Origin of the sequence: Pseudomonas sp. W17 (assembly GCF_040268305.1) — a bacterium.
Classification (GTDB): domain Bacteria; phylum Pseudomonadota; class Gammaproteobacteria; order Pseudomonadales; family Pseudomonadaceae; genus Aquipseudomonas; species Aquipseudomonas protegens.
Genome location: NZ_CP158490.1, coordinates 2,280,957 through 2,307,225, shown reverse-complemented (window position 1 = coordinate 2,307,225; position 26,269 = coordinate 2,280,957). Strand labels below are relative to the sequence as shown.

Annotated in this window: 20 protein-coding genes; 7 read left to right on the top strand and 13 right to left on the bottom strand. The window is 61.5% G+C overall.

Features of this window, described 5'->3' with window-relative positions; genetic code table 11:
- The first annotated feature begins 226 nt into the window (after nucleotides 1-226).
- From mfd to ABCR88_RS10635, 3 genes are read left to right on the top strand one after another with little or no spacing between them, the layout of a single operon-like run.
- On the top strand, nucleotides 227-3,676 hold the full coding sequence (gene mfd / locus ABCR88_RS10645; protein ID WP_350404515.1) for a transcription-repair coupling factor: 3,450 nt from the start codon (nucleotides 227-229) through the stop codon (nucleotides 3,674-3,676).
- Nucleotides 3,677-3,686: 10 nt separating this feature from the next.
- Entirely contained in the window at nucleotides 3,687-4,253 is a 567-nt protein-coding gene (locus ABCR88_RS10640) for a CsiV family protein (protein ID WP_041116957.1), read from the top strand.
- Between the two features lie 11 nt (nucleotides 4,254-4,264).
- Nucleotides 4,265-6,955 (top strand): DEAD/DEAH box helicase, encoded by a 2,691-nt coding sequence (locus tag ABCR88_RS10635; protein WP_174394939.1) that lies wholly within the window; start codon nucleotides 4,265-4,267, stop codon nucleotides 6,953-6,955.
- Between the two features lie 54 nt (nucleotides 6,956-7,009).
- Here the strand turns inward: ABCR88_RS10635 and nagZ are convergent, their stop codons facing one another.
- Nucleotides 7,010-8,008: a beta-N-acetylhexosaminidase gene (gene nagZ / locus ABCR88_RS10630; RefSeq protein WP_350024127.1), complete on the bottom strand. Its 999-nt coding sequence runs from the start codon at nucleotides 8,006-8,008 to the stop codon at nucleotides 7,010-7,012.
- A gap of 181 nt (nucleotides 8,009-8,189) precedes the next feature.
- Nucleotides 8,190-8,897, bottom strand: coding sequence for a TetR/AcrR family transcriptional regulator (locus ABCR88_RS10625; RefSeq protein WP_011060270.1), 708 nt, complete (start codon nucleotides 8,895-8,897; stop codon nucleotides 8,190-8,192).
- A gap of 251 nt (nucleotides 8,898-9,148) precedes the next feature.
- Between ABCR88_RS10625 and lexA the strand changes: the two genes are divergently transcribed.
- Nucleotides 9,149-9,754, top strand: coding sequence for a transcriptional repressor LexA (lexA, locus tag ABCR88_RS10620; RefSeq protein WP_011060269.1), 606 nt, complete (start codon nucleotides 9,149-9,151; stop codon nucleotides 9,752-9,754).
- Between the two features lie 10 nt (nucleotides 9,755-9,764).
- Nucleotides 9,765-10,238 (top strand): SOS-induced cell division inhibitor SulA, encoded by a 474-nt coding sequence (gene sulA, locus ABCR88_RS10615; protein WP_011060268.1) that lies wholly within the window; start codon nucleotides 9,765-9,767, stop codon nucleotides 10,236-10,238.
- Nucleotides 10,239-10,344: 106 nt separating this feature from the next.
- Here the strand turns inward: sulA and ABCR88_RS10610 are convergent, their stop codons facing one another.
- The 10 genes from ABCR88_RS10610 to ABCR88_RS10565 form a co-directional block, all read right to left on the bottom strand.
- Complete coding sequence (locus ABCR88_RS10610; RefSeq protein ID WP_011060267.1) at nucleotides 10,345-10,578, bottom strand: hypothetical protein; 234 nt, start codon at nucleotides 10,576-10,578, stop codon at nucleotides 10,345-10,347.
- Nucleotides 10,579-10,735: 157 nt separating this feature from the next.
- The gene (locus ABCR88_RS10605) at nucleotides 10,736-11,293 is read right to left on the bottom strand and encodes a LemA family protein (RefSeq protein ID WP_015634814.1); all 558 of its coding nucleotides are present in this window, start codon (nucleotides 11,291-11,293) and stop codon (nucleotides 10,736-10,738) included.
- Nucleotides 11,294-11,296: 3 nt separating this feature from the next.
- Nucleotides 11,297-12,313, bottom strand: a complete 1,017-nt coding sequence (locus ABCR88_RS10600; RefSeq protein WP_350404514.1) for a hypothetical protein — start codon at nucleotides 12,311-12,313, stop codon at nucleotides 11,297-11,299.
- Entirely contained in the window at nucleotides 12,313-13,347 is a 1,035-nt protein-coding gene (locus ABCR88_RS10595) for a hypothetical protein (protein WP_350404513.1), read from the bottom strand. Before ABCR88_RS10595 ends, ABCR88_RS10600 begins: the two co-directional genes overlap by 1 nt.
- Before the next feature lie 50 nt (nucleotides 13,348-13,397).
- Nucleotides 13,398-13,922 carry a DUF6586 family protein gene (locus ABCR88_RS10590; protein WP_041116944.1) on the bottom strand — a complete coding sequence of 175 codons (525 nt, stop codon included), beginning with the start codon at nucleotides 13,920-13,922 and terminating at the stop codon, nucleotides 13,398-13,400.
- A 164-nt stretch (nucleotides 13,923-14,086) separates the two neighbouring features.
- A complete protein-coding gene (topA, locus tag ABCR88_RS10585) occupies nucleotides 14,087-16,699 on the bottom strand; it encodes a type I DNA topoisomerase (protein ID WP_011060262.1) in 2,613 nt (870 codons plus the stop codon).
- Between the two features lie 114 nt (nucleotides 16,700-16,813).
- Entirely contained in the window at nucleotides 16,814-17,050 is a 237-nt protein-coding gene (locus ABCR88_RS10580) for a DUF1653 domain-containing protein (protein ID WP_019093731.1), read from the bottom strand.
- A gap of 98 nt (nucleotides 17,051-17,148) precedes the next feature.
- The gene (gene fadA, locus ABCR88_RS10575) at nucleotides 17,149-18,324 is read right to left on the bottom strand and encodes an acetyl-CoA C-acyltransferase FadA (RefSeq protein WP_011060261.1); all 1,176 of its coding nucleotides are present in this window, start codon (nucleotides 18,322-18,324) and stop codon (nucleotides 17,149-17,151) included.
- Between the two features lie 28 nt (nucleotides 18,325-18,352).
- Complete coding sequence (gene fadB / locus ABCR88_RS10570; RefSeq protein ID WP_011060260.1) at nucleotides 18,353-20,500, bottom strand: fatty acid oxidation complex subunit alpha FadB; 2,148 nt, start codon at nucleotides 20,498-20,500, stop codon at nucleotides 18,353-18,355.
- 555 nt (nucleotides 20,501-21,055) lie between these two features.
- Nucleotides 21,056-21,493, bottom strand: coding sequence for a hypothetical protein (locus ABCR88_RS10565; protein WP_015634809.1), 438 nt, complete (start codon nucleotides 21,491-21,493; stop codon nucleotides 21,056-21,058).
- Between the two features lie 100 nt (nucleotides 21,494-21,593).
- On the opposite strand from ABCR88_RS10565, the gene ABCR88_RS10560 reads away from it, so the two are divergent.
- Nucleotides 21,594-22,031 carry a universal stress protein gene (locus tag ABCR88_RS10560; RefSeq protein WP_011060258.1) on the top strand — a complete coding sequence of 146 codons (438 nt, stop codon included), beginning with the start codon at nucleotides 21,594-21,596 and terminating at the stop codon, nucleotides 22,029-22,031.
- A 95-nt stretch (nucleotides 22,032-22,126) separates the two neighbouring features.
- On the opposite strand, the gene ABCR88_RS10555 is transcribed toward ABCR88_RS10560, so the two are convergent.
- On the bottom strand, nucleotides 22,127-24,046 hold the full coding sequence (locus tag ABCR88_RS10555; RefSeq protein ID WP_015634808.1) for an ATP-binding cassette domain-containing protein: 1,920 nt from the start codon (nucleotides 24,044-24,046) through the stop codon (nucleotides 22,127-22,129).
- 213 nt (nucleotides 24,047-24,259) lie between these two features.
- On the opposite strand from ABCR88_RS10555, the gene ABCR88_RS10550 reads away from it, so the two are divergent.
- Nucleotides 24,260-26,188 carry a transglycosylase SLT domain-containing protein gene (locus tag ABCR88_RS10550; protein ID WP_350404510.1) on the top strand — a complete coding sequence of 643 codons (1,929 nt, stop codon included), beginning with the start codon at nucleotides 24,260-24,262 and terminating at the stop codon, nucleotides 26,186-26,188.
- Nucleotides 26,189-26,269 lie beyond the last annotated feature (81 nt).

Genomic DNA, 26,269 nt, shown 5'->3' with positions numbered 1-26,269 from the left:
GCGGCTTCCAGCAGCGTCAATTTTTTGGACATCATACCAGCCTGTCTGTAACCCTCCGTAACACCAGCCGCAATCGGCACTACATTTCAGGTCAAGAAGCGCATTTTGTTGTCATAGCCACTACATTTGCCCCAACCAGCATATTAGACGCATCAGCCACTGACAGTGGCTGCCCGGGGCCGTTACAATTACCGACTTTGTCGCAACGCTTGGAGCTTGACCGTCCGTGCCCGTCCTGCGTCTACCGCTACTCCCTGCCGCCGCCGGCAAACAGCATTGGGGCAACTTGCCCGGTGCCGCCCTGAGCCTGGCCATCGCCGAAACCGCCAGCGCTGCCAAGCGCTTCACCCTCCTGCTGACTGCCGACAGCCAAAGCGCTGACCGGCTGGAACAGGAGCTGAGCTTCTTCGCCCCGGATCTGCCGGTGCTGCATTTTCCTGACTGGGAAACCCTGCCCTACGACCTGTTCTCGCCGCACCAGGACATCATTTCCCAGCGCATCGCCAGCCTCTATCGGCTGCCTGAACTGGAACATGGCGTGCTGGTGGTGCCGATCACCACTGCCCTGCACCGCCTGGCGCCCACCCAGTTCCTGCTGGGCAGCAGCCTGGTGCTGGACGTCGGCCAGAAGCTCGATGTGGAACAGATGCGCACCCGCCTGGAAGCCAGTGGTTACCGCTACGTGGACACCGTCTACGAACACGGCGAATTCACCGTGCGCGGCGCACTGATCGATCTGTTTCCCATGGGCAGCAAGCTGCCCTATCGCATCGACCTGTTCGACGACGAAATCGAGACCCTGCGCACCTTCGATCCGGAGAACCAGCGCTCCATCGACAAGGTCGACTCGGTGCGCCTGCTGCCGGCCAAGGAGTTCCCGCTGCAGAAAGAAGCAGTGACCCGCTTCAAGGCGCGCTTTCGCGAACGCTTCGATGTGGACTTCCGCCGCTGCCCGATCTTCCAGGACCTGAGCAGCGGGATTACCCCGGCCGGTATCGAGTACTACCTGCCGCTGTTCTTCGAAGAGACCTCGACCCTGTTCGACTACCTGCCCCAGGACACCCAGGTGTTTTCCCTGCCGGGCATCGAACAGGCCGCGGAAAACTTCTGGAACGATGTACGCAACCGCTATGAAGAGCGCCGCGTCGACCCTTCGCGCCCGCTCCTGCCCCCGGCCGAACTGTTCCTGCCAGTGGAAGACTGCTTCGCCCGGCTGAAGAACTGGCCGCGAGTGGTGGCCAGCCAGCAGGACATCGAAACCGGTGTCGGCCGCGAACGCTTCCCGGCCCACGAGCTGCCGAACCTGGCCATCGAAGCCAAGGCCAACCAGCCGCTGGCAGCACTTTCGGGCTTTCTCGACGAGTTCCCCGGGCGAGTGCTGTTCACCGCAGAATCCGCCGGCCGCCGGGAAGTGCTGCTGGAGCTGCTGGAGCGCCTCAAGCTGCGGCCCAAGACCGTCGACAGCTGGCCGGACTTCGTCGCCAGCAAGGAACGCCTGGCAATCACCATCGCCCCGCTGGACGAAGGCCTGGTGCTGGACGATCCGGCCCTGGCCCTGGTGGCCGAAAGCCCGTTGTTCGGCCAGCGAGTAATGCAGCGTCGGCGCCGGGAAAAGCGCGCCGATGCCAACAACGATGCGGTGATCAAGAACCTCACCGAGCTGCGTGAAGGCGCGCCGGTGGTGCACATCGACCATGGCGTCGGTCGCTACCTGGGCCTGGCGACCCTGGAAATCGACAACCAGGCCGCCGAGTTCCTGACCCTGGAATACGCCGAGGGCGCCAAGCTTTATGTGCCCGTGGCCAACCTGCACCTGATCGCCCGCTACACCGGCAGCGACGACGCCCTCGCGCCCCTGCATCGCCTAGGCTCGGAAGCCTGGCAGAAGGCCAAGCGCAAGGCTGCCGAACAGGTACGCGATGTGGCTGCCGAACTGCTGGACATCTATGCCCGCCGCGCCGCCCGCGAAGGCTATGCCTTTGCCGACCCGAAGGCCGACTACGCCACCTTCAGCGCCGGCTTCCCCTTCGAGGAAACCCCGGACCAGCAGAGCACCATCGAAGCGGTGCGCGAGGACATGCTGTCGGGCAAGCCCATGGACCGCCTGGTATGCGGCGACGTGGGCTTCGGCAAGACCGAAGTGGCCATGCGCGCTGCCTTCATCGCGGTCCACGGCGGCAAGCAAGTGGCGATCCTGGTGCCCACCACCCTGCTCGCCCAGCAGCACTACAACAGCTTCCGCGACCGCTTCGCCGACTGGCCGGTGACCGTGGAAGTGATGAGCCGCTTCAAGTCCACCAAGGAAGTGAATGCTGCGGTGGCGGACCTCGCCGAAGGCAAGATCGACATCGTCATCGGCACCCACAAGCTGTTGCAGGACGATGTGAAGATCAAGAACCTGGGGCTGGTGATCATCGACGAAGAACACCGTTTCGGTGTCCGCCAGAAAGAGCAGCTCAAGGCGCTGCGCAGCGAAGTCGACATCCTGACCCTGACCGCCACGCCGATCCCGCGGACCCTGAACATGGCCGTCTCGGGCATGCGCGATCTGTCGATCATCGCCACGCCACCGGCCCGGCGCCTGTCGGTGCGCACTTTCGTCATGGAGCAGAACAAGAGCACGGTCAAAGAGGCCCTGCTGCGCGAACTGCTGCGTGGCGGCCAGGTGTACTACCTGCACAACGACGTGAAGACCATCGAGAAATGCGCCGCCGACCTGGCCGAACTGGTGCCCGAGGCGCGGATCGGCATCGGCCACGGGCAGATGCGCGAACGCGAACTCGAACAGGTGATGAGCGACTTCTATCACAAGCGCTTCAACGTGCTGATCGCCTCGACCATCATCGAGACCGGCATCGACGTGCCCAGCGCCAACACCATCATCATCGAGCGCGCCGACAAGTTCGGCCTGGCCCAGCTGCACCAGTTGCGCGGCCGGGTCGGGCGCAGCCACCACCAGGCCTACGCATACCTCTTGACGCCACCGCGCCAGCAAATCACGCCGGACGCGGAAAAACGCCTGGAGGCCATCGCCAACACCCAGGACCTGGGCGCCGGCTTCGTCCTGGCCACCAACGACCTGGAGATCCGTGGCGCTGGCGAACTGCTGGGCGACGGCCAGAGCGGGCAGATCCAGGCCGTGGGCTTCACCCTCTATATGGAGATGCTCGAGCGCGCCGTGAAAGCCATCCGCAAGGGCGAACAACCGAACCTCGACCAGCCACTGGGTGGCGGCCCGGAAATCAACCTGCGCCTGCCGGCACTGATTCCCGAGGACTACCTGCCGGACGTGCACGCGCGCCTGATCCTCTACAAGCGCATCGCCTCGGCCACCGACGAGGACGGCCTGAAGGACCTGCAAGTGGAGATGATCGACCGCTTCGGCCTGCTGCCGGAGCCGACCAAGAACCTGATCCGCCTGACCCTGCTCAAACTCCAGGCCGAGCAACTGGGGATCAAGAAGGTCGACGGCGGCCCACAAGGCGGCCGCATCGAGTTCGCCGCAGATACACCAGTGGACCCACTGGCGTTGATCAAACTGATCCAGGGCCAGCCCAAACGCTACAAATTCGAAGGCGCAACCCTGTTCAAGTTCATGGTGCCGATGGAGCGCCCGGAAGAGCGCTTTAATACATTGGAGGCACTGTTTGAGCGCCTCACCCCGAAATCTGCTTGAAGGACGCCCCATGCGCCTGTTCCGCTCCCTGACCCTGCTCCTGGCCCTGGTCGCGCCAACGGCCTTTGCCGATGACCTGTACCAGGTGGAAATGATCCTCGTACGGCAGAACGCCGAGCCGCTGATCGTCAGCCGTGCAGCCCCCGAAGACTGGGCCGCCGGCGCTCAACGGCTGAGCCCGGACAGCCTGCGTACCCCAGCCCTGGGCAGCATCGTGGAAAAGCTCGGCGCCAGCGGCAGCTACAGCGTGCTATTGCACAAGGCCTGGCAACAGACCCTGGGGGAAACCCCGGTGAAGGTTGCCCTCAGCGATGGCCTGGAACAGTTCGGCCAGTTCCCCATCGAAGGCACCCTGAGCCTGAAGCTCGGGCGCTTCACCGATGTGGACGCGGACTTCTGGGTCAACCAGATCGACAGCAACGGCCTGGTCACCAGCAGCGAGCGCCTGAAACAGCAGAGCCATACCAAGAATGGCCAGCTCAACTACCTGGACAACGGCCACCTGGCGCTGCTGATCAAGATCACCTCGCTGACCGCACCGGCACCGCGCCCCGCTCCAACTGAAATTCCGGACTGATCGAAGTCCCTATGACCCCGCCCCTGACCAAACCCCTGGCCCCCTCCTGGGTCAACCGCTTCAAGGAACAAGCCTTGGAGCGTGGCCGGCGCTACGCCCTGGAAAAACGCGTGCGCATCGCCACGGCCGGAGACAGCGCTATCACCGCCAGTTGCGAAGGCTCCGGCGGCACTATGTACCGGCAGACCATCACCCTGCGCGAATCGAGCAAGGGCAACCTGCTGCTGATCGACGCCCACTGCACCTGCCCAGTACGCAGCAACTGCAAGCACATCGCTGCGGTGCTGCTACAAGTGGAGGAAACCCTGGCCTACCCGGCGGCGGCCCAGGACGCCGAACTGCTGGAAAAGCTCTCCGCAGTCCTCGACAGTCGTCGCCCCGCCGCCCTGCCCCAGGTACTGCTGGAGGACGTGCGCCCGGTGCCGCGGCTGTGGCTGGCAAGCATCGAATTCAGCGCCTTCGAACCGCGCAACGGCAAGATGCAGCGCTACATCCAGCACCGCGCCGCACTGTCGTTCAACTATAGGGGCGAATACGCCAGCGGGCAGAAGAACACCGATGTGATCATCCGCCAGGAACACCAGAGCCTGCGCATCAAGCGCCAGCCCGAGCTGGAACAGGGCTGGCGCGAGCAATTGCGAGGCCTGGGCTTCAAGATCGCCACCCGGCAGAGCAAGGCACTGCCGGAAAGCGCCGGCGAGCTGTTCGAGATGGTCAACGACAGCGCCTGGCTGACCTTCACCCTCAACGAGCTGCCTAAGCTGCGCAGCCAGGGCTGGGAGCTGCAGATCGACGAGGGCTTCGGCTTCGACCTGACGGCGGTGGACGACTGGTACGCCAGTGTCGACGAGGCCCCGGGCCGCGACTGGTTCGACCTGGAACTGGGGATCATCGTCAACGGCGAGCGCTTGAGCCTGCTGCCGATTTTGCTCAACCTGATGCGCTCGCACACCGAGATCCTCAATCCGGAGCGCCTGGCCAAGCGCCGCGACGACGAGCTGATCCTGGTGAACATTCCCAATCGGCCCAACTCCCTGCATGGCCCGCTGCAAGTGGCACTGCCCTATGGCCGCCTGAAGCCGGTACTGGCAACCCTGGGCGAGTTCTATCTGCAAGAACCCGGCGATACCACCCTGCGCTTGAGCAGCGCCGACGCCACCCGCCTCAACCCGTTGCAGGACCTGCCACTGCTATGGGAAGGCGGCGAACACATTCGCACCTTCGCCCAGCGCCTGCGGGACATCCGCGACTACTCGGCACCGGCGCCCCAGGGCCTGAATGCCACCCTGCGCCCCTATCAGCTCGAAGGCCTGAGCTGGATGCAGTCACTGCGCCAACTGGAAGTGGGCGGCATCCTGGCCGACGACATGGGCCTGGGCAAGACCCTGCAAACCCTGGCGCACATACTCAGCGAGAAGAACGCCGGGCGCCTGGACCGCCCCTGCATGGTGGTAATGCCCACCAGCCTGATTCCCAACTGGCTGGACGAGGCCGCGCACTTCACCCCGCAGCTCAAGGTGCTGGCGCTGTATGGCGCCGGGCGCAAGAAACACTTCGCCCAACTGGGCGACTATGACTTGCTGCTGACCACCTATGCGCTACTGCCCAAGGACATCGAACTGCTGGCGGCCCAGCCCCTGCATGTGCTGATCCTCGATGAGGCGCAGTACATCAAGAATCCGTCGAGCAAGGCCGCCCAGGCTGCTCGGGAACTCAATGCCCGGCAGCGCCTGTGCCTGTCCGGCACGCCGCTGGAAAACCATCTGGGGGAGCTCTGGTCGCTGTTCCACTTCCTCTTGCCGGGCTGGCTCGGCGATGCCAAGAGCTTCAACCGTGACTACCGGGTACCGATTGAAAAGCACGCCAGCGAGGTGCGCCTGCAGCACCTCAACGGCCGGATCAAGCCCTTCCTGCTGCGCCGTACCAAGGAGCAAGTGGCCACCGAACTGCCGCCCAAGACCGAGATCATCCACTGGGTCGAGCTCAACGAGGCGCAGCGTGATGTCTACGAAACCATGCGCCTGGCCATGGACAAGAAAGTGCGCGACGAAATCACCCGCAAAGGTGTGGCGCGCAGCCAGATCATCATTCTTGAAGCCCTGCTCAAACTGCGCCAGGTGTGTTGCGACCTGCGCCTGGTCAACGACTCGCCACCCACACGGGGCAGCTCCTCAGGCAAGCTCGACAGCCTGATGGAAATGCTTGAAGAACTGTTCGAAGAGGGCCGGCGGATTCTGCTGTTCTCGCAGTTCACCTCGATGCTGAGCCTGATCGAGGCCGAGCTGAAACGGCGCAACATCGCCTACGCCTTGCTCACCGGCCAGACCCGGGACCGGCGCACTCCGGTACGGGACTTCCAGAGCGGCAAGCTGCAGATTTTCCTGATCAGTCTCAAGGCCGGTGGTGTCGGCCTCAACCTGACCGAAGCCGATACGGTGATTCATTACGACCCGTGGTGGAACCCGGCCACCGAGAGCCAGGCCACCGACCGCGCCTATCGCATCGGCCAGGAAAAGCCCGTGTTCGTCTACAAGCTGATTGCCCGAGGTACGGTGGAAGAAAAGATCCAGCACCTGCAGCAGGAAAAATCGGACCTGGCGGCAGGCGTACTTGATGGGCGCAAGGCCGGTGACTGGAAGCTGCAGAGCGACGACATCGAAGCCTTGTTCGCCCCACTGCCGGACAACAAGGGCGGCCGCTGAGACCGGCCACGTGCGGGGGCATCCAGAATTGCCCGGAGCCCCCTTGCGAAGTCGTCAGTCGATCAACTGGGCATCCTTGAGGGCACCCAGCGCCGCCAACCAACGCGGATCCTGCTTGTACTCGATATTGGCGAAGGCCTGGCCACGCATCCGCGCGATGCGTGGCGAAGGCTGCACCTTGAGGCACTGCACGGCACTCAGGGCCAGCTCGGCGGCAGCACGGTCATTGCATACCAGCCCCATGTCGCAACCGGCGGTCAGCGCCGCTTCGATCCGGCTTGCCGCGTCCCCGACGACATGGGCGCCGGCCATGGACAGGTCATCGCTGAAGATCACCCCGTCAAATTGCAGCTCGCCACGCAGGATGTCCTGCAACCAGTAGCGCGAGAAGCCGGCCGGTTGAGGGTCGACTTGCGGATAGATGACGTGCGCAGGCATCACTGCCGCCAACTGCTTGCTCAGACGAGCAAAGGGCAGCAGGTCCTTGGCACGGATTTCATCCAGACTGCGCTCGTCATTGGGGATCGCCACATGAGAGTCGGCCTCGGCCCAGCCGTGCCCGGGAAAGTGCTTGCCGGTAGCGGCCATGCCGGCGCTGTTCATACCGCGGATAAACGCACCGGCGAGCAACGCCGCCTGCTCGGGGTCGCCCTCGAAAGCCCGGCTGCCCACCACCGCGCTGCGCTGGTGATCGAGGTCCAGTACCGGGGCGAAGCTCAGGTCCAGCCCCACCGCCAGCACCTCGGTGGCCATGACCCAGCCACACTGCTCGGCCAGGTACTCGGCATTCGGATTGTCGGCCAGGGCACGCATGGCCGGCAGGCGCACAAAGCCCTGGCGCAGACGCTGCACCCGGCCGCCCTCCTGGTCCACGGCCAACAACAGGTCCGGGCGAATCGCGCGAATCGCCGCGCACAGCTCCCGCACCTGGCGCGGATGTTCGATATTGCGGGCAAAGATGATCAACCCACCGACCTGCGGCTGGCGCAGAAGTTGGCGATCTTCGGCCGTCAGCCAGGTACCGGCGACGTCCACCATCAAAGAGCCTTGCAGGCCAGCAGTCATAGAAATTCCTTAAGCACTACGATGGCTTCCAGGCAACGCTGATCGAGCCGCATCCGCATGGATGCAGCCGGGCCGAGCAGCATCGGCGCAGGGAAGGCACGGGATATATAACGAGAATCGGCATGGGCGGCTAGCTTAGCGGATGTAAGCTGTCGCGCCCACCCGTGGGTCAGGCCTTGGCGGCTGCCGGAGCCGATTTGCTGCGCGGCTTGAGCTGGGCGCTGGCCATGGCTTCGTCGGTGACGCCGGTTTCGGCACGCATGCCCGCGGCGAGGAACGGCACCATCAGGCGCATCACCTGCTCGATGGAGGTATTGACCCCGAAATCGGTTTCGGCGATAGCCCGCAGCGCCTTGATCCCGGACATGCTGAACGCCGCAGCACCGAGCATGAAGTGCACGCGCCAGAACAGCTCGATGGGCGGAATACGCGGCGCCGCTTCGTTGACCAGCAGCATGTAGCGGCGGAACACCTTGCCGTACATGTCCTCCAGATAACGCCGCAAGTGCCCCTGGCTCTGGCTGAACGCCAGCCCCAGCAGACGCATGAAGATCGACAGGTCGTTACCGCTGCGCGGCTGCACTACCAGGGCCTGCTCGACGAGGATTTCCAGCAGCTCTTCCAGGCTCGGCTTGTTCTCCGGCCTGGACTGACGGCGCTCAAGCTCACGATCGAGACTGATGCAGAACGGGCCGAGGAAACGCGAGAATACCGCCTGGATCAAGGCCTTCTTGGACCCGAAATGATAGTTGACCGCTGCCAGGTTGACCCCGGCCTTGCTGGTGATCAGCCGCAATGAGGTTTCGGCAAAACCTTTTTCCGCGAACAACTGCTCGGCAGCATCGAGAATGCGTTCAACGGTTTCCGACTGGGCCATGGCTACTCCGCCTGACAAACACTTGTTTGAAACATACGTTTCAGGCTTTGCAATGTCAAGCCTGCCGGCCTCTGCGCAAGCCGTCCGGCGCGCTATTTAATCACACCTGCCGGCCACTGTAGCCAGCCTTCGGCGCAGGATTGCGGCCCCCGGATGACAACCGCTCGGCCGCCACAGGCAAAAGGAGGATTGCCAAGCGACGTTCACTGTATATAATCCCAGTCACTGTATAAAAAGACAGAGCGATCGACATGCTAAAACTGACGCCACGCCAAGCTGAGATTCTGGCTTTTATCAAACGCTGCCTCGAAGACAACGGCTACCCGCCCACCCGTGCGGAAATTGCCCAGGAACTGGGATTCAAATCGCCCAACGCCGCTGAGGAACACCTCAAGGCCCTGGCCCGCAAAGGCGCCATCGAGATGACCCCGGGTGCCTCCCGCGGAATCCGCATTCCCGGCTTCGAAGCCAAGGCCGACGATACCCTGCCGATCATTGGCCGTGTCGCCGCCGGTGCACCGATCCTGGCCCAGCAGCACATCGAAGAGTCCTGCAATATCAACCCGACCTTCTTCCACCCTCGCGCCGACTACCTGCTTCGCGTCCATGGCATGAGCATGAAGGACATCGGCATCTTCGACGGCGACCTGTTGGCGGTACACACCACTCGCGAGGCCCGCAATGGCCAGGTCGTGGTGGCGCGCATCGGTGATGAGGTCACGGTCAAGCGCTTCAAGCGCGAAGGCAGCAAGGTCTGGCTGATTGCCGAGAACCCTGAATTCGCCCCCATCGAAGTCAACCTGAAAGATCAGGATCTGGTGATCGAAGGCTTGAGTGTCGGCGTCATTCGCCGCTAAAGGAGGCTCCATGCAGTTCCCCCACACACCACAGCAAGCACAACTGCCACTGTTCGAGGCGTTCCTGGCCCAGCCATTGGCGCCCGCCCTCAAGGAAGTGGTCGAATCGCCCTGGAACAAAGATCCAGAAGCCTTCAGCGAGCTGTCGTTACGCGGCGCCGCCGGGAACTGCCTGAACCTATTGGCACCTATCCTTCGGGAACTCAGCCAGGACCAGGACGCGCGCTGGCTGACACTGATCGCCCCGCCCTCCAGCCTGACCCAAAGCTGGCTACGGGACGCCGGCCTGAATCGCGAGGGGATCCTGCTACTGCACCCCCGGGGCAATCAGAGCCCGCAACAGCTCGCCTGCGAGGCCCTGCGCCTGGGTCGCAGTCATACCGTAGTCAGCTGGTTGAACCCGTTGAGCGCCAGCGCCCGGCAACAGCTGATCAGCGCCGCACGGACTGGCGATGCGCAGAGCCTGAATATTCGCCTGGGATGAAACACCGGGAAAGCGTGGGATTTACGCTTGAATGACACAAGGCTTCTCCAGGATTGAGAAGCCGGAACAAATGCGACGGATGACCGGAGAAACCCGATAGACGGGCTTAGTGCAGAACCCGCGGGCCATCTTCCTTGTCAATTTCACCTTCAACCAATCGACCGGCCATCTGTACGCCGACGCTCAACATGGCCTTGGCCACTTCCACGTGCTGACCTTGCAGAAAGGCTTTGGCATCCTCGGAGAAATCCAAAGTAACCAGAGAACCCTCGTCCTCAGCTCTGCGCAGCTCGATACGGCCGTCTGGCAACTCGACAATTTCTAGAAAGGACGTTGGCATAAAGGTCTGGTCTCCACGAAAGGGCGGGATTATATCAGTCATCACCCCCGCCCCGCTCAGGATCTTGCAAGGGGGTCGTGCCCCCTCACCAGGAATTACTTCCCGATCCTTGCAATCAACACCTAGCCACACCGACCCCAAGCCCGCGCCAGCCCCTTCAGAAATTCGGCTTGTATTCAAAACCCGCCGAGGCCTGGCTGTCGGAAAACGGCGTGATCAGCGACTTCTTCAGGGCCAACCGATTGACCAGGGAGCCGGGAAACATCTGAATGGAGTTGTTGAAGTGCTCCACATTCAGGTTGAACAGGGTAATCGCCCCACCGATATTGCCTTCCTGCTCGGCAACCTCGCGCATCAGGTTGCTCAACAACTCGACGGACTTGAGGTCGGGGTAGGCCTCAAACGCAAGATTCAAACCGCCCAGCAAAGCCTTGGTGCCCTGGTCTACCGACTTGAGCGCATCACCGTCGGCTGCGGATGGCAAGCTACCAATGGCACTACGCAGCCCAACGATCTTTTCCAGCAACTGGCTTTCGTAGGCCTGGAAGCCAGCCACTTGCGGCTCCAGCATGTCCAGCACCTTGATCCTCTGGCGCTGGTAGGTCAGCACATCCGACCAGGCCCGCTGGGCACGGTTATGCGCACCGACAATCTTGTTGTAGTGCACATAGGCAAGAACGCCCAAGGCAATCGCGATGACCAGCAACAACTCCATACTCTACTGCTCCATTTCATCAGTGACCTTCAGCGGAAGATCGAAATTGTTGTCGTGCAGCTCCGCCAACTCATGCACCAGGGCCAGCACCGGAAACAAGTTAGGCAACGGCAGGCCCTGCTCGATATTGGCGTAGAAGCTCGGCAGATCGTCAAACGTGCCCGGATCCTTGTAGGCCATGACCTCGGCATCATCGAAGCTCAGACATAAATGGCCCTCGCTGGAGAATTCCAGACTCACCTTTTTCAGCCGCCGACGAAGTTCCAGCAAGAAAGCCAGGGTGGTGGGCGTTGCGAACTTCGCGCAAGCCAGCTCACTATCACCGGTGAAACTGAAGCCTCTGTTGAAGTCATCGGAAGTGGTCTCAAAGACTTTGCGCTTCTTGCTCTTGGTATTTGGCAGATCACTGCGCACCATCACCCCTCTGACCCAAGGAAAGTCCACCACCAGGCTGAAGCGATCGAAACTCTCATAGACCCGCTCGCTCTCGCCATCGGATTTGCTTTTGTAGTGGGAGTTCACGTAACGCAGATGGTGGAAGACAAAGGACAACTGATGCCGCGGGCCCTGGTAGGTCCCCCTGGCTGAAGCCTCGATACGGCGGCTGTCATTGCCGCGATCATAGTCGTCGAACTCACTGCTCAGTTGCGTGAAACGCTCATCGGCGGTTCCGCCCGGGTCCCAAAGGCCGTTACTGAGAAATGAACACTTACGGGCTATTTTCTGCGGCAACTCGTCTAACACGGCTTTACGGCCCATCCAGGTATACAAGGTGGCAAAACCCAGGCAGGCCGTCGCAAACCACATCAGCTCCACACCCGCCATGGCCGGGATCGCCGACACAATAGCCAGCATCAACAGCAGCCAGGACTGGGCATGATCGAAATCCAACCCTCCCCTGAAGGACTGAAGCCTGGCGATGACCCTCAATAGATCCTCGTTGCTCTTGGCTCGAGCCACCTCTGCATTGCTAGTGGCCAACAACTTCACCAACTCGGCATCGTGCTTGAGAAACTGCATTACATTTCCTTGATCAAGTTGCCAGCCTCAGGAACATCTGGAACAGCAGCAAGAGCATAGCTGTCATGCAACTGAGCCAACCGATGCACCAGCTCCAGCAGTGAATACAGCTTCGGCAACTCGATACCCGCCTTGATCCGCTCGCGAAAGACCGCCAGATCACTCAGCGAGCCCGGATCGGCATGGGCAATGATGTCCGCATTATCAAAGCTCAGACAGAGCCGCCCTTGACTGGAAAACTCCAGATTGACCCGGCAAAGGTGGCGTGAAAGCTCCATCAGGAGGTCGAGGGTTGCTGGCCTGGCGAAGTGTTCGCAACAGGCCTGATCATTACCGCGCAGTACAAAGACCTGGTCGAAATCGTCGCGACCGGTCTTGAACGGCTGCCCCGCCAATGACACTTCCAGGGGACTGGAGCGAACCGTAATCTCTGTCACCCACGGGAAATCCAGCACCAGGCTGTAGCGGTTGTACGTGTCGTAGACAGTGCGATAGCTGCCGCCGACACCACGCTCTTGCCTGGAGTTGACGTACTGCAGATGGTGATACTCGAACGTCAAGGACTGGCGAGCCCCCTGGTAGACGCCCAGGAGCGAGTCCTGGATATGGCGTCGCTCATTACCCCGCTGGTAATCGCTGAACTCGTTGTTCAGCCTTTTCAGGCGCCAATCGGCACTGCTATCGGACTCGCTCAAGCCATGATGAAACATTACGCACTTGCGCACGATGCTTGCCGCCAGATCAGTCAAGGAGCCAGAGATCCCTTTGCTGACGTAATAGCTAAAGAAACACAGAGCCAGAAACACCCAGAACATCCCGCCCATGCCGTCCATCAGCAGCGCGACAGCCAGGGAGGCAAACGCCAGGACCAGAAGCGTTATTGCCTGCACATGATCGAATTCCAGACCGCCGGGGAATATCTCCAGCCTGTCGAGCACTTCCAGCAAGTCAGTATTGGACTGGGCACGAACCACTCGCACCCGGCAATCGTTCAGCAGGCGAACTAGCGCCTGGTCACGCAAGAAGAACAGCATGAATCTTCCTTGATCAAATAGTCACGCCACCCATCAAGCAGCGCTCAGGATCAACACTCGTTAAGGCCATCCCTGAAACGAATGGCCAGGGCCTTGAGATTCTGCCGCCAGCTTTCCAGCTCTTCCCGACTCAGTGCCTGCTCGGGCTCCTCTTCATCCAGATTGACCGCAACAATCAGTGGCTGGGTTACGTCGCCCTTGGGCTTGTGCGGCGCCTGCGGCGGCTGAAACAGCTCGCTGTAAGCAGACAGCAGTTGCGCCAGCCAGGTTTGCGGGCTGTGCGCCAATTCCACCAGCTCTGCCAACTCGGGAATGGCAATGCTTTGCAGCACTTCACGAGTGAGGATCTGCTCGACCCGGGCCGCATTGGCCTGCGGCAGCCGATAGAATCCGGCAATTTCATGGCACAACCCCAGCAAGGCCCCGTACAGGTGGAACAGCACCGACTCGCGCCCCGCCTGGACCTGCGCCTGGGCATTCATGGCCCGCCCTTCCTCAGCGCGTGCCAGGGCTTCGAGCGACAGACCGGCAAAGTAGATTTTCTGATTGGTACGGGTATAGAGCTCGTGGGCCATATGGGCAGCCTCCACTGCGAAAAGAGAACCAGATGCAGACGGCATAGTTTCAGGGATCACTCCAGCTTGCCGCAAGCAAAAGAAAGGCCGCATGCCCCCTTGAAGGAGTCATGCGGCCGTGTTGGTCGCTACGCCGAGAAGCTAGCCCTCGGCAGGCCAAGCACTTAGCGCTTGTCTTCGACCTTCCATTTACCGCCGTCGTAGAAGGCACGCCAGCCGGTCGGCTTGCCGTCGACTTCGGTCTGCACGTACTGCTCCTTGGTCTTGCGGCTGTAACGCACCACCGCAGGGCGGCCGTCCGGGTCCTTCTGCGGAGCTTCGCAGAGGAAGTGGTACTTGGGATCGATCTCATCCTTGTGCGGGATCAGTTCCAGCACCAACGGCGCACGGGTCTCGCGGTTTTTTGGGAACTGACTGGCCGCCAGGAACAGGCCCGAAGCGCCATCGCGCAGGATGTAGGTGTCGTTGACCTTCTCGCACTTGAGCTCGGGCATCTTCACCGGGTCCATCTTCGGCGGCGCCGCGTCACCGCTTTTCAGCAGCTTGCGAGTGTTCTTGCAGGTCGGGTTGGTGCAACCGAAGAACTTGCCGAAACGGCCGGTCTTGAGCTGCATCTCGCTGCCGCACTTATCACACTCCAGGCTCGGGCCTTCATACCCCTTGATCCGGTAGCTGCCCTCTTCGATCTCGTAGCCGGCGCAATCCGGGTTGTTACCGCAGATGTGCAGCTTGCGCTTTTCGTCCAGCAGGTAGGCATCCATCGCCGTACTGCAGATCGGGCAACGATGCTTGCCACGCAGTACCAGGGATTCGGACTCACCCTCGTCATCCGCGGCGATCTCGTCGCCCGGCACCAGGTTGACGGTGGCCTTGCAACGCTCCTTGGGTGGCAGGCTGTAGCCCGAGCAGCCGAGGAACACGCCGGTGGAGGCGGTACGGATCTGCATCGGCCGGCCGCAGGTCTGGCACGGGATATCGGTCATTACCGGCTGGTTGGCGCGCATGCCGCTTTCGGCGCCCTCGGCCACTTCGAGCTTCTTCTTGAAGTCACCGTAGAATTCGTCGAGGACGTTCTTCCAGTCGCGCTCGCCCTGGGCCACGTCATCGAGATTCTCTTCCATGCCGGCGGTGAAGCCGTAGTCCATGAGGTTGGAGAAGCTCTCGGAAAGGCGCTCAGTGACGATGTCGCCCATCTTTTCCGAATAGAAACGACGGTTGTGCAGGGTCACGTAGCCGCGATCCTGGATGGTCGAAATGATTGCCGCATAGGTCGAAGGACGACCAATGCCGCGTTTTTCCATTTCCTTCACCAGGCTGGCTTCGGAGTAACGCGCCGGTGGCTTGGTGAAGTGCTGGCTCGGATCGAGCTTGATCAGCTTCAGCACTTCGCCCTGGGCCATTTCCGGCAGCACATCGTCATCGCCCGGCTTGGCCATCTGCGGCATGACCCGGGTGTAACCGTCGAACTTGAGGATGCGGCCCTTGGCACGCAGCTCGAAGTCGCCAGCGGCGACGCTGACGGTGGTGGACAGGTATTGCGCCGGCAGCATCTGGCAGGCGACAAACTGGCGCCAGATCAGCTCGTAGAGGCGCTCGGCGTCACGCTCCATGCCCGACAGCTTGCTTGGGTGGGTATTCACATCGGACGGACGAATCGCTTCGTGCGCCTCCTGGGCCCCTTCCTTGCTGCTGTAGACATTGGGCGAAGCCGGCAGGTACTTGTTGCCGAACTCGTCTTCGATATAGGTACGCGCCATCGCCACGGCATCGGCCGAGAGGTTGGTGGAGTCGGTACGCATATAGGTGATGTAGCCGGCTTCATACAGACGCTGGGCCATCATCATGGTCTTCTTCACGCCGAAGCCCAGGCGATTGCTCGCAGCCTGCTGCAGGGTAGAGGTGATGAACGGCGCCGATGGCTTGCTGCTGGTTGGCTTGTCTTCACGCTTGGCGACGCTGTAGGCCGAGGCCTTGAGCTTCTCCAGGGCGGCCATGGCCTGTGCTTCGTTGAGCGGTTTGAAGGCTTCACCGTTTTCACGGGCCACTTCAAAACGCACATTCGAGCCCTTGGCAGTGCCCAGGTCAGCGTGTACTTCCCAGTATTCTTCCGGGATGAAGGCACGAATCTCACGCTCGCGCTCCACCACCAGCTTCACGGCTACCGACTGCACGCGACCGGCAGATAGGCCACGGGCAATCTTCGCCCACAGCAGCGGCGAAACCATGTAGCCCACCACGCGGTCGAGGAAGCGTCGCGCCTGCTGGGCATTGACTCGATCAATGTCCAGCTCGCCTGGCTGGGAGAAGGCTTCCTGGATCGCCTTCTTGGTGATTTCGTTGAACACCACGCGCTTGTAGCGGCTGTCATCACCGCCGATGGCTTCCCGCAGGTGCCAGGCAATGGCTTCCCCTTCGCGGTCCAAGTCCGTTGCGAGATAGATGGTGTCGGCATCCTTGGCAAGGCGGCGCAGCTCTTCGATGACCTTTTCCTTGCCAGGGAGGATTTCGTACTTGGCTTTCCAGCCGTGCTCGGGATCGACGCCCATGCGCGACACCAGCTGCTTGCGAGCCTTTTCCTTCGGCGACAGAGCCGGGGCTTCGCCCGCGGCGGCCTTGCCACGCTTGGCGGCTGGCTCCTTGGCGGCACTTGCCGAACCGCTGGTGGGCAGGTCTCGGATATGGCCGATACTCGACTTCACCACGTATTGGTTACCCAAGTACTTGTTGATGGTCTTGGCCTTAGCCGGGGATTCCACAATGACCAGCGATTTGCCCATGGATCAGAAAATTCCTGAATTCGAGAAGTGAAAGGCGGTTGGCGCCTGACGCGGCACCGCTATATATAGTGGCAACAGGGTGAGGTCAAGCGCAGGGTACTGCGCGACCTGTACTCATGCCGGTGAAAAAAGACTGGGTTCGGCCTGCACCAAAGCAAAGCGCGGGACCTGCTCGCCGTCAACTTCGACCGACTCCAGGAACATGCTCAAGGGCCGCACCCAAAAGCCGTAATCCCCATACAGGGCTTGGTAGAACACCACTTCTTCTTCCGTTTCCGAGTGCCGCGCCACGCTGAAAACGCGGTACTGCGGCCCCTTGTAATGCTGATAGAGCCCGGGTTGTAACTGCATGCTCTGGCCCTCGTGCAATTTTTTCAAAATAAAGACAAACAAATCTTCAGAAAAACAAAAACCGGGGCACTGGGCCCCGGCTTCCATCAACCCAACGCTTAAACGCGTTCGAAGACGGTCGAGATACCCTGGCCAAGGCCGATGCACATGGTGGACACCCCGAAGGTGCCGCCATTCTGCTTCATGACGTTGAGCAAGGTCCCGGAGATACGTGCGCCGGAGCAACCGAACGGGTGACCCAGGGCGATCGCGCCGCCGTGCAGGTTAACCTTCTCGTTCATCTTGTCGAGCACTTTCAGATCTTTCAGCACTGGCAGGGCCTGTGCAGCGAAAGCTTCGTTGAGCTCGAAGAAGTCGATATCGTTGATGCCCAGGCCCGCGCGCTTCAGGGCTTTCTGCGTGGCCGGTACTGGACCATAGCCCATGATGGCCGGATCCACACCTGCAACGGCCATCGAACGAATCACCGCCATCGGCTGGATACCCAGGTCCTGGGCACGCTGGGCCGACATCACGATCATGCACGAGGCACCATCGGTGATCTGCGACGAAGTACCGGCAGTCACGGTACCACCTTTAGGGTTGAACGCCGGCTTCAGGGCCGCCAGGCTCTCCAGGGTGGTCTCGGGACGGATGGTTTCGTCGTAGTCGAACAGTTTCAGGAAACCGTTCTCGTCGTAACCCTGCATCGGGATGATTTCATCCTTGAACTTGCCTTCCACAGTCGCCTTGTGGGCGAGCTGGTGGGAACGCACGCCAAAGGCGTCCTGCTGCTCACGGGTGATGCCGTGCATCTTGCCCAGCATCTCGGCGGTCAGGCCCATCATGCCGGAGGCTTTGGCTGCGTACAGGGACATGTGCGGGTTCGGATCGACACCGTGCATCATGCTCACGTGCCCCATGTGCTCGACGCCGCCGACCACGAACACGTCACCGTTGCCGGTCATGATCGCTTGCGCGGCAGTGTGCAAAGCACTCATGGACGAGCCACACAGGCGGCTGACGGTCTGGCCGGCCGAGGTGTGCGGGATCTGGGTCATCAGCGACGCCATGCGTGCGATGTTCCAGCCCTGCTCCAGGGTCTGGTTGACGCAGCCCCAGATCACGTCCTCGACTTCCGCCGGGTCGACCTTGGCGTTGCGTTCCAGCAGTTTGCTGATCAGGTGCGCCGACATGTCTTCGGCGCGGGTGTTGCGGTGCATGCCGCCCTTGGAGCGGCCCATCGGAGTACGACCGAAGTCGACAATCACGACGTCTCTAGGATTCAAGCTCATATGTTCACTCTCGCTCTAGTGTGGGCGCTTAACCGAAGAAGCTCTGGCCGTTCTTGGCCATTTCACGCAGCTTCGCGGTCGGGTGGTACAGCGCGCCCAGATCGGCGTACTGGTCGGCCAGGGCAACGAACTCGGCAACACCGATGGAATCGATGTAGCGCAGCGCACCGCCACGGAATGGAGGGAAACCAATGCCGTAGACCAGGCCCATGTCAGCTTCGGCAGCGGTTTCAACGATGCCGTCTTCCAGGCAACGAACGGTTTCCAGGCACAACGGGATCATCATCCAGTTGATGATGTCTTCGTCGGTGACTTCACGCTGCTCGTAGACAATCGGCTTGAGCACTTCCAGCACCGACGGATCGGCCACCTTCTTCTGCTTGCCCTTCTTGTCGGTTTCGTAGGCGTAGAAGCCCTTGCCGTTCTTCTGGCCCAGGCGCTTGGCTTCGTAGAGCACGTCCACGGCCGAGCGGCGATCGTCCTTCATGCGATCCGGGAAGCCTTCGGCCATGACATCGCGACCGTGGTGGCCGGTGTCGATGCCGACCACATCCATCAGGTACGCTGGGCCCATTGGCCAGCCGAATTTCTCCATGATCTTGTCGATGCGCACGAAGTCCACACCGGCGCTGACCAGCTTGGCGAAACCGCCGAAGTACGGGAACAGCACGCGGTTGACCAAAAAGCCCGGGCAGTCGTTGACCACGATCGGGTTCTTGCCCATTTTCTTGGCGTAGGCAACGGTGGTGGCAACGGCCAGCTCGCTAGACTTCTCGCCACGGATCACTTCCACCAGCGGCATCATGTGCACCGGGTTGAAGAAGTGCATGCCGACGAAGTTTTCCGGACGCTTGAGGGCCTTGGCCAGCAGGCTGATGGAAATGGTCGAGGTGTTGGACGCCAGGATGGTGTCCTCCTTGACCTGGCCTTCCACTTCAGCCAGCACGATCTGCTTGACCTTGGGGTTCTCGACCACGGCTTCAACCACCAGGTCGACGTTGCCGAAGTCACCGTAGGACAGGGTCGGACGAATGCCGTTGAGCACTTCAGCCATCTTCGCGGCGGTCATGCGGCCTTTGTCAACGCGGCCCACCAGCAGTTTCGCGGCTTCCGCCAGCCCCTGCTCGATGCCGTGTTCATTGATGTCCTTCATCAGGATCGGCGTGCCTTTGGAGGCCGACTGATAGGCGATACCGCCACCCATGATACCGGCGCCGAGTACGGCGGCCTGCTTCACGTCCTTGGCGATTTCGTCGTAGGCCTTGGCCTTTTTCTTCAGTTCCTGATCGTTCAGGAACAGGCCGATCAGGCTTTGCGCAGCAGAGGTCTTGGCCAGTTTGACGAAGCCGGCGGCCTCTACTTCCAAGGCTTTGTCGCGGCCGAAGTTAGCGGCTTTCTGAATGGTCTTGATCGCTTCGACCGGTGCCGGGTAGTTCGGGCCAGCCTGGCCGGCCACGAAACCTTTGGCGGTTTCGAAAGCCATCATCTGCTCAATGGCGTTGAGCTTGAGCTTTTCCAGCTTAGGCTGGCGCTTGGCCTTGTAGTCGAACTCGCCGGAAATGGCGCGCTTGACCAGGGCCAGAGCGGCGTCCTTGAGTTTGTCGGGAGCAACCACGGCGTCGACGGCACCGACTTTCAGCGCGTCTTCAGCACGGTTTTCCTTGCCGGCGGCAATCCACTCGATGGCGTTGTCGGCACCGATCAGGCGCGGCAGGCGCACGGTACCGCCGAAGCCCGGGTAGATGCCCAGCTTGACTTCCGGCAGGCCGATCTTGGCACTGGCAGCCATGACGCGGTAGTCCGCCGCCAGGCACATTTCCAGGCCGCCGCCCAGGGCGATGCCGTTGATCGCGGCAACGGTTGGCACGTTGAGGTCTTCGAAATCGCTGAAGATCTTGTTGGCTTCGAGGTTGCCTGCCACCAGCTCGGCATCCGGCAGCTTGAAGTTGTCGACAAACTCGGTGATGTCGGCGCCGACGATGAACACGTCCTTGCCGCTGCTGACGATCACGCCCTTGATCGAAGCATCTGCCTTGATGGTGTCAACAGCCTGACGCAATTCGTTCAGGGTTAGACGGTTGAACTTGTTGACGGACTCACCCTTGAGGTCGAAATTCAATTCGACGATGCCACTTTCAAGAGCCTTAACCGTGATGGCTTTACCTTCGTAAATCATCAACTGATCTCCACGATATGGAAGCTGAACAGTACACGTCGGACGCTGACTTCTGGCATGGCACTAACGTCACCGTCGATGCTAACGCCAATCCGCCAGGCACACCCGCCAACGCGATAGTCGGGATTCTGTATAGAGCCGCCTGCGATGCAAACGCTCATTTCATACGCCCGTTTGATTTGGGTACGCCACATTCAGGGAAAATCCAGCAATTGTCAATCGTCCAAAATGCTGTTTGAAACGCGACTTTGCGGTCACTCCATTGCTCCCTGGACGATCAACACGCCCCTGCATTCATAACCATTCATAGGATCTATATTTAGAAAATGCGCCCTAAATCTCGCACTGAATGGGAGAAAGAGCGACTACGCTGGGAAAATATCTGAAGAAGCCGCACAGTTTGTGCGACAGGGGCACCGCCCCATTCTGCAAGAGGCCACCCCGGGTGGCAGCCACGAGATTACCGGCCTGCCTGGCCATCCCCGCCCGATGCTGATATCGGGCTTTTTATTGCCGGCTGCCCGCGATTGCCGCGCGCACCCTCCCCTGGATGACTCAGGCCAACGCCTTGAGCACCGAGGCAATATCCTGCAAAACACTGACCTCGCCACGCTCGTTCCAGTACAGGGCGATCATCTGCTTGTCCGCCTCGACCTTGAACACCCCTGCCGGCAAGGCCTGGAAGTGCTTGAGCAGTGGCTCATCGACACAGGGCTCGCGCCACTGGTTGACCCAGTTGCCCGGCGCGATCTGCCAATAACTCCAACACACAGGCTGCCCGCTGCGCCGTGGCCGGTGATACTGCGGGCAAGGGTTGGGCGGCTCCTGGCCCAGCCAGTGCGGCCACTCCTGAGGGGCCAGTTGCATGGCCAGGCCCATGCGTCGCGCCTCCATGCGCAAGGCGATCAACCCGCTCTGGCGACGAGAAGGTCGCAACCACGCCAGCGGACTGAGAACTACCGCAAGGATTGACACCACTATCCAGACCGTCATATCTGTACTCTCGATTTTTGATGAGCGGGACCTGGGTCAAACCAACCCGCTTGAAACCAGCCATACTTGAAGCTATTGCAACCCTCAGGAGGAGCACCTCATGCCCTACCACCATATTCTGGTCGCCGTAGATCTAACCGAAGAGTGCGATCCTGTTATCCACCGTGCTCGCGAGCTGTCGGTGAGCAATGGAGCCAAGCTGTCCCTGGTGCACATTGTCGAACCCATGGCCATGGCCTTCGGGGGCGACGTCCCCATGGATCTTTCGCAGTTGCAGCAGCAACAGTTCGACCAGGCCCGGGAGCGTCTTGATCGGCTGATCAACAAGTACCCGGAGCTGACCAAGGAATACAGCCACCTGACCTACGGCCAGCCGCGCCAGGAAATCCATCACCTGGCCAAGGAACAGGAATGCGACCTGATCGTGGTCGGCAGCCACGGCCGACATGGCCTGGCCCTGCTGCTGGGCTCCACCGCCAATGATGTCCTGCACGGCGCGCCTTGCGACGTGCTGGCCGTGCACCTGGTCAAACGCTGAACCCGCCCCGAGGGTTGCCGGCTCCCAAAAGCTGGCAAGCGCACTGAAAAAAAGCCCGACTCTGCAGTCGGGCTTTTTTATCAGCAACCGGTCACTCAGGCATCCAGTTCGGCCCAGCGCTCGACCATCTGCTCCAGTTCGGCATTCAACTGCTCAAGGCGGGCAATTACCGCTGCAGTTTCCGCCGCCGGGCGCTGATAGAAACCAGCGTCGGCCATTTCCGCCTCGACCCCGGCGATCTGCTGCTCCATGGCATCGATCTGCCCCGGCAAAGCCTCAAGCTCGCGCTGCAATTTGTAGCTGAGCTTCTTTTTCGCCGCCGGCGCTTCCTGGACAGGAGCCGGAGCCGCCTGTACCGGTGCCACCACTGCAGAATTCAGCTCGGCCTTGCCGGACTTGTTCTCGGTCACCCCCAGCAACCGCGGCGAACCGCCCTGGCGCAACCAGTCCTGGTAGCCGCCGACGTACTCGCGCACCTTGCCTTCGCCTTCGAAGACCAGGGTGCTGGTCACCACGTTGTCGAGGAATGCCCGGTCGTGGCTGACCATCAGCACAGTGCCCTGGAAGGTCAGCAGCACCTCTTCCAGCAGTTCGAGGGTTTCTACATCCAGGTCGTTGGTCGGTTCATCGAGCACCAGCAGGTTGGCCGGTTTACTGAACAGCTTGGCCAGCAGCAACCGCGCACGTTCGCCGCCAGACAACGCCTTGACCGGCGTGCGAGCACGCTGCGGGCTGAACAGGAAGTCGCCGAGGTAGCTCAGCACGTGGCGGCTCTGGCCATCGATCTCGATGAAGTCGCGACCTTCGGCGACGTTGTCGATCACGGTCTTTTCCAGATCCAGCTGATGGCGCAACTGGTCGAAGTAGGCCACGTCGATACGCGTACCCTCTTCCACCTTACCGCTGCTGGGCACCAGGCCACCGAGCATCAGCTTGAGCAGCGTGGTCTTGCCGGTACCGTTGGCGCCCAAGAGGCCGATGCGGTCGCCGCGCTGCAGGACCATGGAGAAGTCCTTGACCAGGAACGGACCGTCCGGGTGAGCGAAGCTGACGTTCTCCAGCACCATCACCTGCTTGCCGGACTTGTCTGCGGTTTCCAGCTGGATATTGGCCTTGCCGGTACGCTCGCGACGTTCGCTGCGCTCGACACGCAGCGCCTTGAGGGCGCGCACGCGGCCTTCGTTGCGGGTGCGCCGGGCCTTGATGCCCTGGCGAATCCAGACTTCCTCCTGGGCCAGGCGCTTGTCGAACAGCGCGTTGGCGGTTTCTTCCGCCGCCAGCATGGCTTCCTTGTGCACCAGGAAGCTGGCGTAGTCGCCGTTCCAGTCGATCAGGCCGCCGCGGTCCAGCTCGAGGATGCGGGTGGCCAGGTTCTGCAGGAAGGAACGGTCGTGGGTAATAAAGAGGACCGCCCCCTGGAAATCCTTCAGCGCCTCTTCCAGCCAGGCGATGGCACCGATGTCCAGGTGGTTGGTGGGCTCGTCGAGCAGCAGCAGGTCCGGCTCGGACACCAGGGCCTGGGCTAGCAGCACGCGACGACGCCAGCCGCCGGACAACTCGGCGAGGGTCTTGTCGGCCGGCAGCTGCAGGCGGCTCAGGGTGCTGTCCACCAGTTGTTGCAGGCGCCAGCCGTCACGGGCTTCGAGGTCGTGCTGGACGTGCATCAGTTTTTCCAGATCGGCGTCGGTGACGATGTTCTGGCTCAGGTGGTGGTACTGAGCCAGCAACTCGCCGACACCGTCCAGGCCCTGGGCGACCACGTCGAACACGGTCCGCTCGTCGGCCACCGGCAATTCCTGGGGCAATTCGCCGATCTTCAGACCGGGTGCGCGCCATACGGAGCCGTCGTCGGGCTTCTGATCGCCCTTGACCAGCTTCATCATGCTGGATTTGCCAGTACCGTTACGGCCGATGATGCACACCCGCTCACCACGGGCGATCTGCCAGGACACCTTGTCCAACAACGGCATGGCGCCGAAAGCAAGGGACACATCGCTGAATTTGAGCAGGGTCATGTTCTTCTCCAAAAACCGGGCGCGCATTCTACCTGAGTTGAGCCCGCAGAAGGCCGGGTATTTCGCCCACGAGGGCGCTCGCGGCACATTTGTTGCCAACTGATGCCAGCAGGCCGGCAAAGCTTTCACCGGTTGCTGGCAAAAGGCTAAGCTAGTGAGCAATCAGTGTTGGCCCTGTCGGCACTTGTCATGATTTCTCTGCCCGGATGTCTCATGCGCAGTCGCCTTTTCAGTGTTTTATCTTGCCTGCTTCTTTCCACCACAGCCGTCCACTGCGCCCAGGCGGCAGACCTGACTCTACAGCGCCAGTATTACGATGAAGCCAAGCGCGCCCTGGCCAAAGGCGATTCCGGCCCCTATTTCCGTTATGCCGATGCGCTGCGCGACTATCCGCTGGAGCCCTACCTGGCCTACGACGAGCTCACCGCCCGGCTGAAATCCGCCAGCAACCCCGAGATCGAGAAGTTCCTCGCCGAACATGGGGACCTGCCCCAGGCCAACTGGATGAAACTGCGCTGGTTGCGCTGGCTGGCCGAACGCGGCGACTGGGCGACCTTCACCAAGTACTACGATCCGAAACTCAACTTCACCGAACTGGACTGCCTCAATGGCCAGTACCAGCTGGGGCACAACCTCAAGGCCGAAGGCTACGCCGCCACCGAGAAGCTCTGGCTGACCGGCAAATCCCAACCTGCTGCCTGCGACGCGTTGTTCGCCCAGTGGGCCGCCGAAGGCCAGTTGACCGAACAGAAGCGCTGGCAGCGAGCCAAACTGGCCGCCGAGACCCGCAACTATCCCCTGGCCAACAGCCTGGTAAAGAGCATGACCACCCTGGCGCCCCAGGGCCGCCTGCTGGTGGACGTGGCGCAAAAACCCGAACTGCTGAGCCAGCCCTCGCGCTTCCAGCCTGCCGATGAAGCCATGTCCGACGTGGTTGGCCTCGGCCTGCGCCGCCTGGCGCGCCAGGATCCGGACAAGGCCATGGCCCTGCTGGATGGCTATGCCAGCAGCATGCACTTTTCCCGTGACGAAAAAGTGGCCATCGCCCGCGAGATCGGCCTGACCCTGGCACGGCGCTTCGACAGCCGCGCCCTGGACGTGATGACCAAGTACGATCCCGAGCTGCGGGACAACACCGTCTCCGAATGGCGCCTGCGCCTGCTGCTGCGCCTGGCGCGCTGGGAAGACGCCTATCAGCTGACCCGCAAGCTGCCCCAGGACCTGGCCACCACCAACCGCTGGCGCTACTGGCAGGCCCGCAGCCTGGAACTGGCCGAACCGAAGAACCCCCAGGCCCAGGTATTGTTCAAGGGCCTGGCCCGGGAGCGGGATTTCTACGGTTTCCTTGCCGCCGATCACGCCAAGGCGCCCTACCAGCTCAACAACCAGCCGCTGATGCTCAGCCAGGCCGTGATCAACAAGGTACGCAACACCCCGGGTGTACGCCGCGCCCTGGAGCTGCATGCCCGCGGGCAGATCGTCGACGGCCGCCGCGAGTGGTACCACGTCAGCCGGCATTTCAACCGCGACGAAATGGTTGCCCAGGCCAAGCTGGCCTACGACCTGAAATGGTACTTCCCGGCCATTCGCACCATCAGCCAGGCCCAGTACTGGGATGACCTGGACATCCGCTTCCCCATGGCCCACCGCGACACCCTGGTGCGCGAAGCCAAGGTTCGCGGCCTGCATTCCAGCTGGGTGTTCGCCATTACCCGCCAGGAAAGCGCCTTCATGGACGACGCCCGTTCCGGCGTCGGCGCCAGCGGCCTGATGCAACTGATGCCCGGCACCGCCAAGGAAACCGCGCGCAAGTTCAGCATTCCCCTGGCCTCGCCCCAGCAAGTGCTGGACCCGGACAAGAACATTCAGTTGGGCGCCGCCTACCTGAGCCAGGTCCACAGCCAGTTCAACGGCAATCGGGTACTGGCTTCCGCCGCCTACAACGCCGGCCCCGGGCGGGTGCGCCAGTGGCTCAAGGGGGCCGACCACCTGAGTTTCGATGTCTGGGTGGAAAGCATTCCTTTCGACGAAACCCGCCAGTACGTGCAGAACGTACTGTCCTACTCGGTGATCTACGGCCAGAAGCTCAATTCGCCGCAGCCCCTGGTGGACTGGCACGAACGCTACTTCGACGATCAGTAAGCACCGACCCACAACAAAAAATGCCCGCAGCAATGCGGGCATTTTTGTATCTCCCCCAACACCCTCCAATACCTGTAGCCG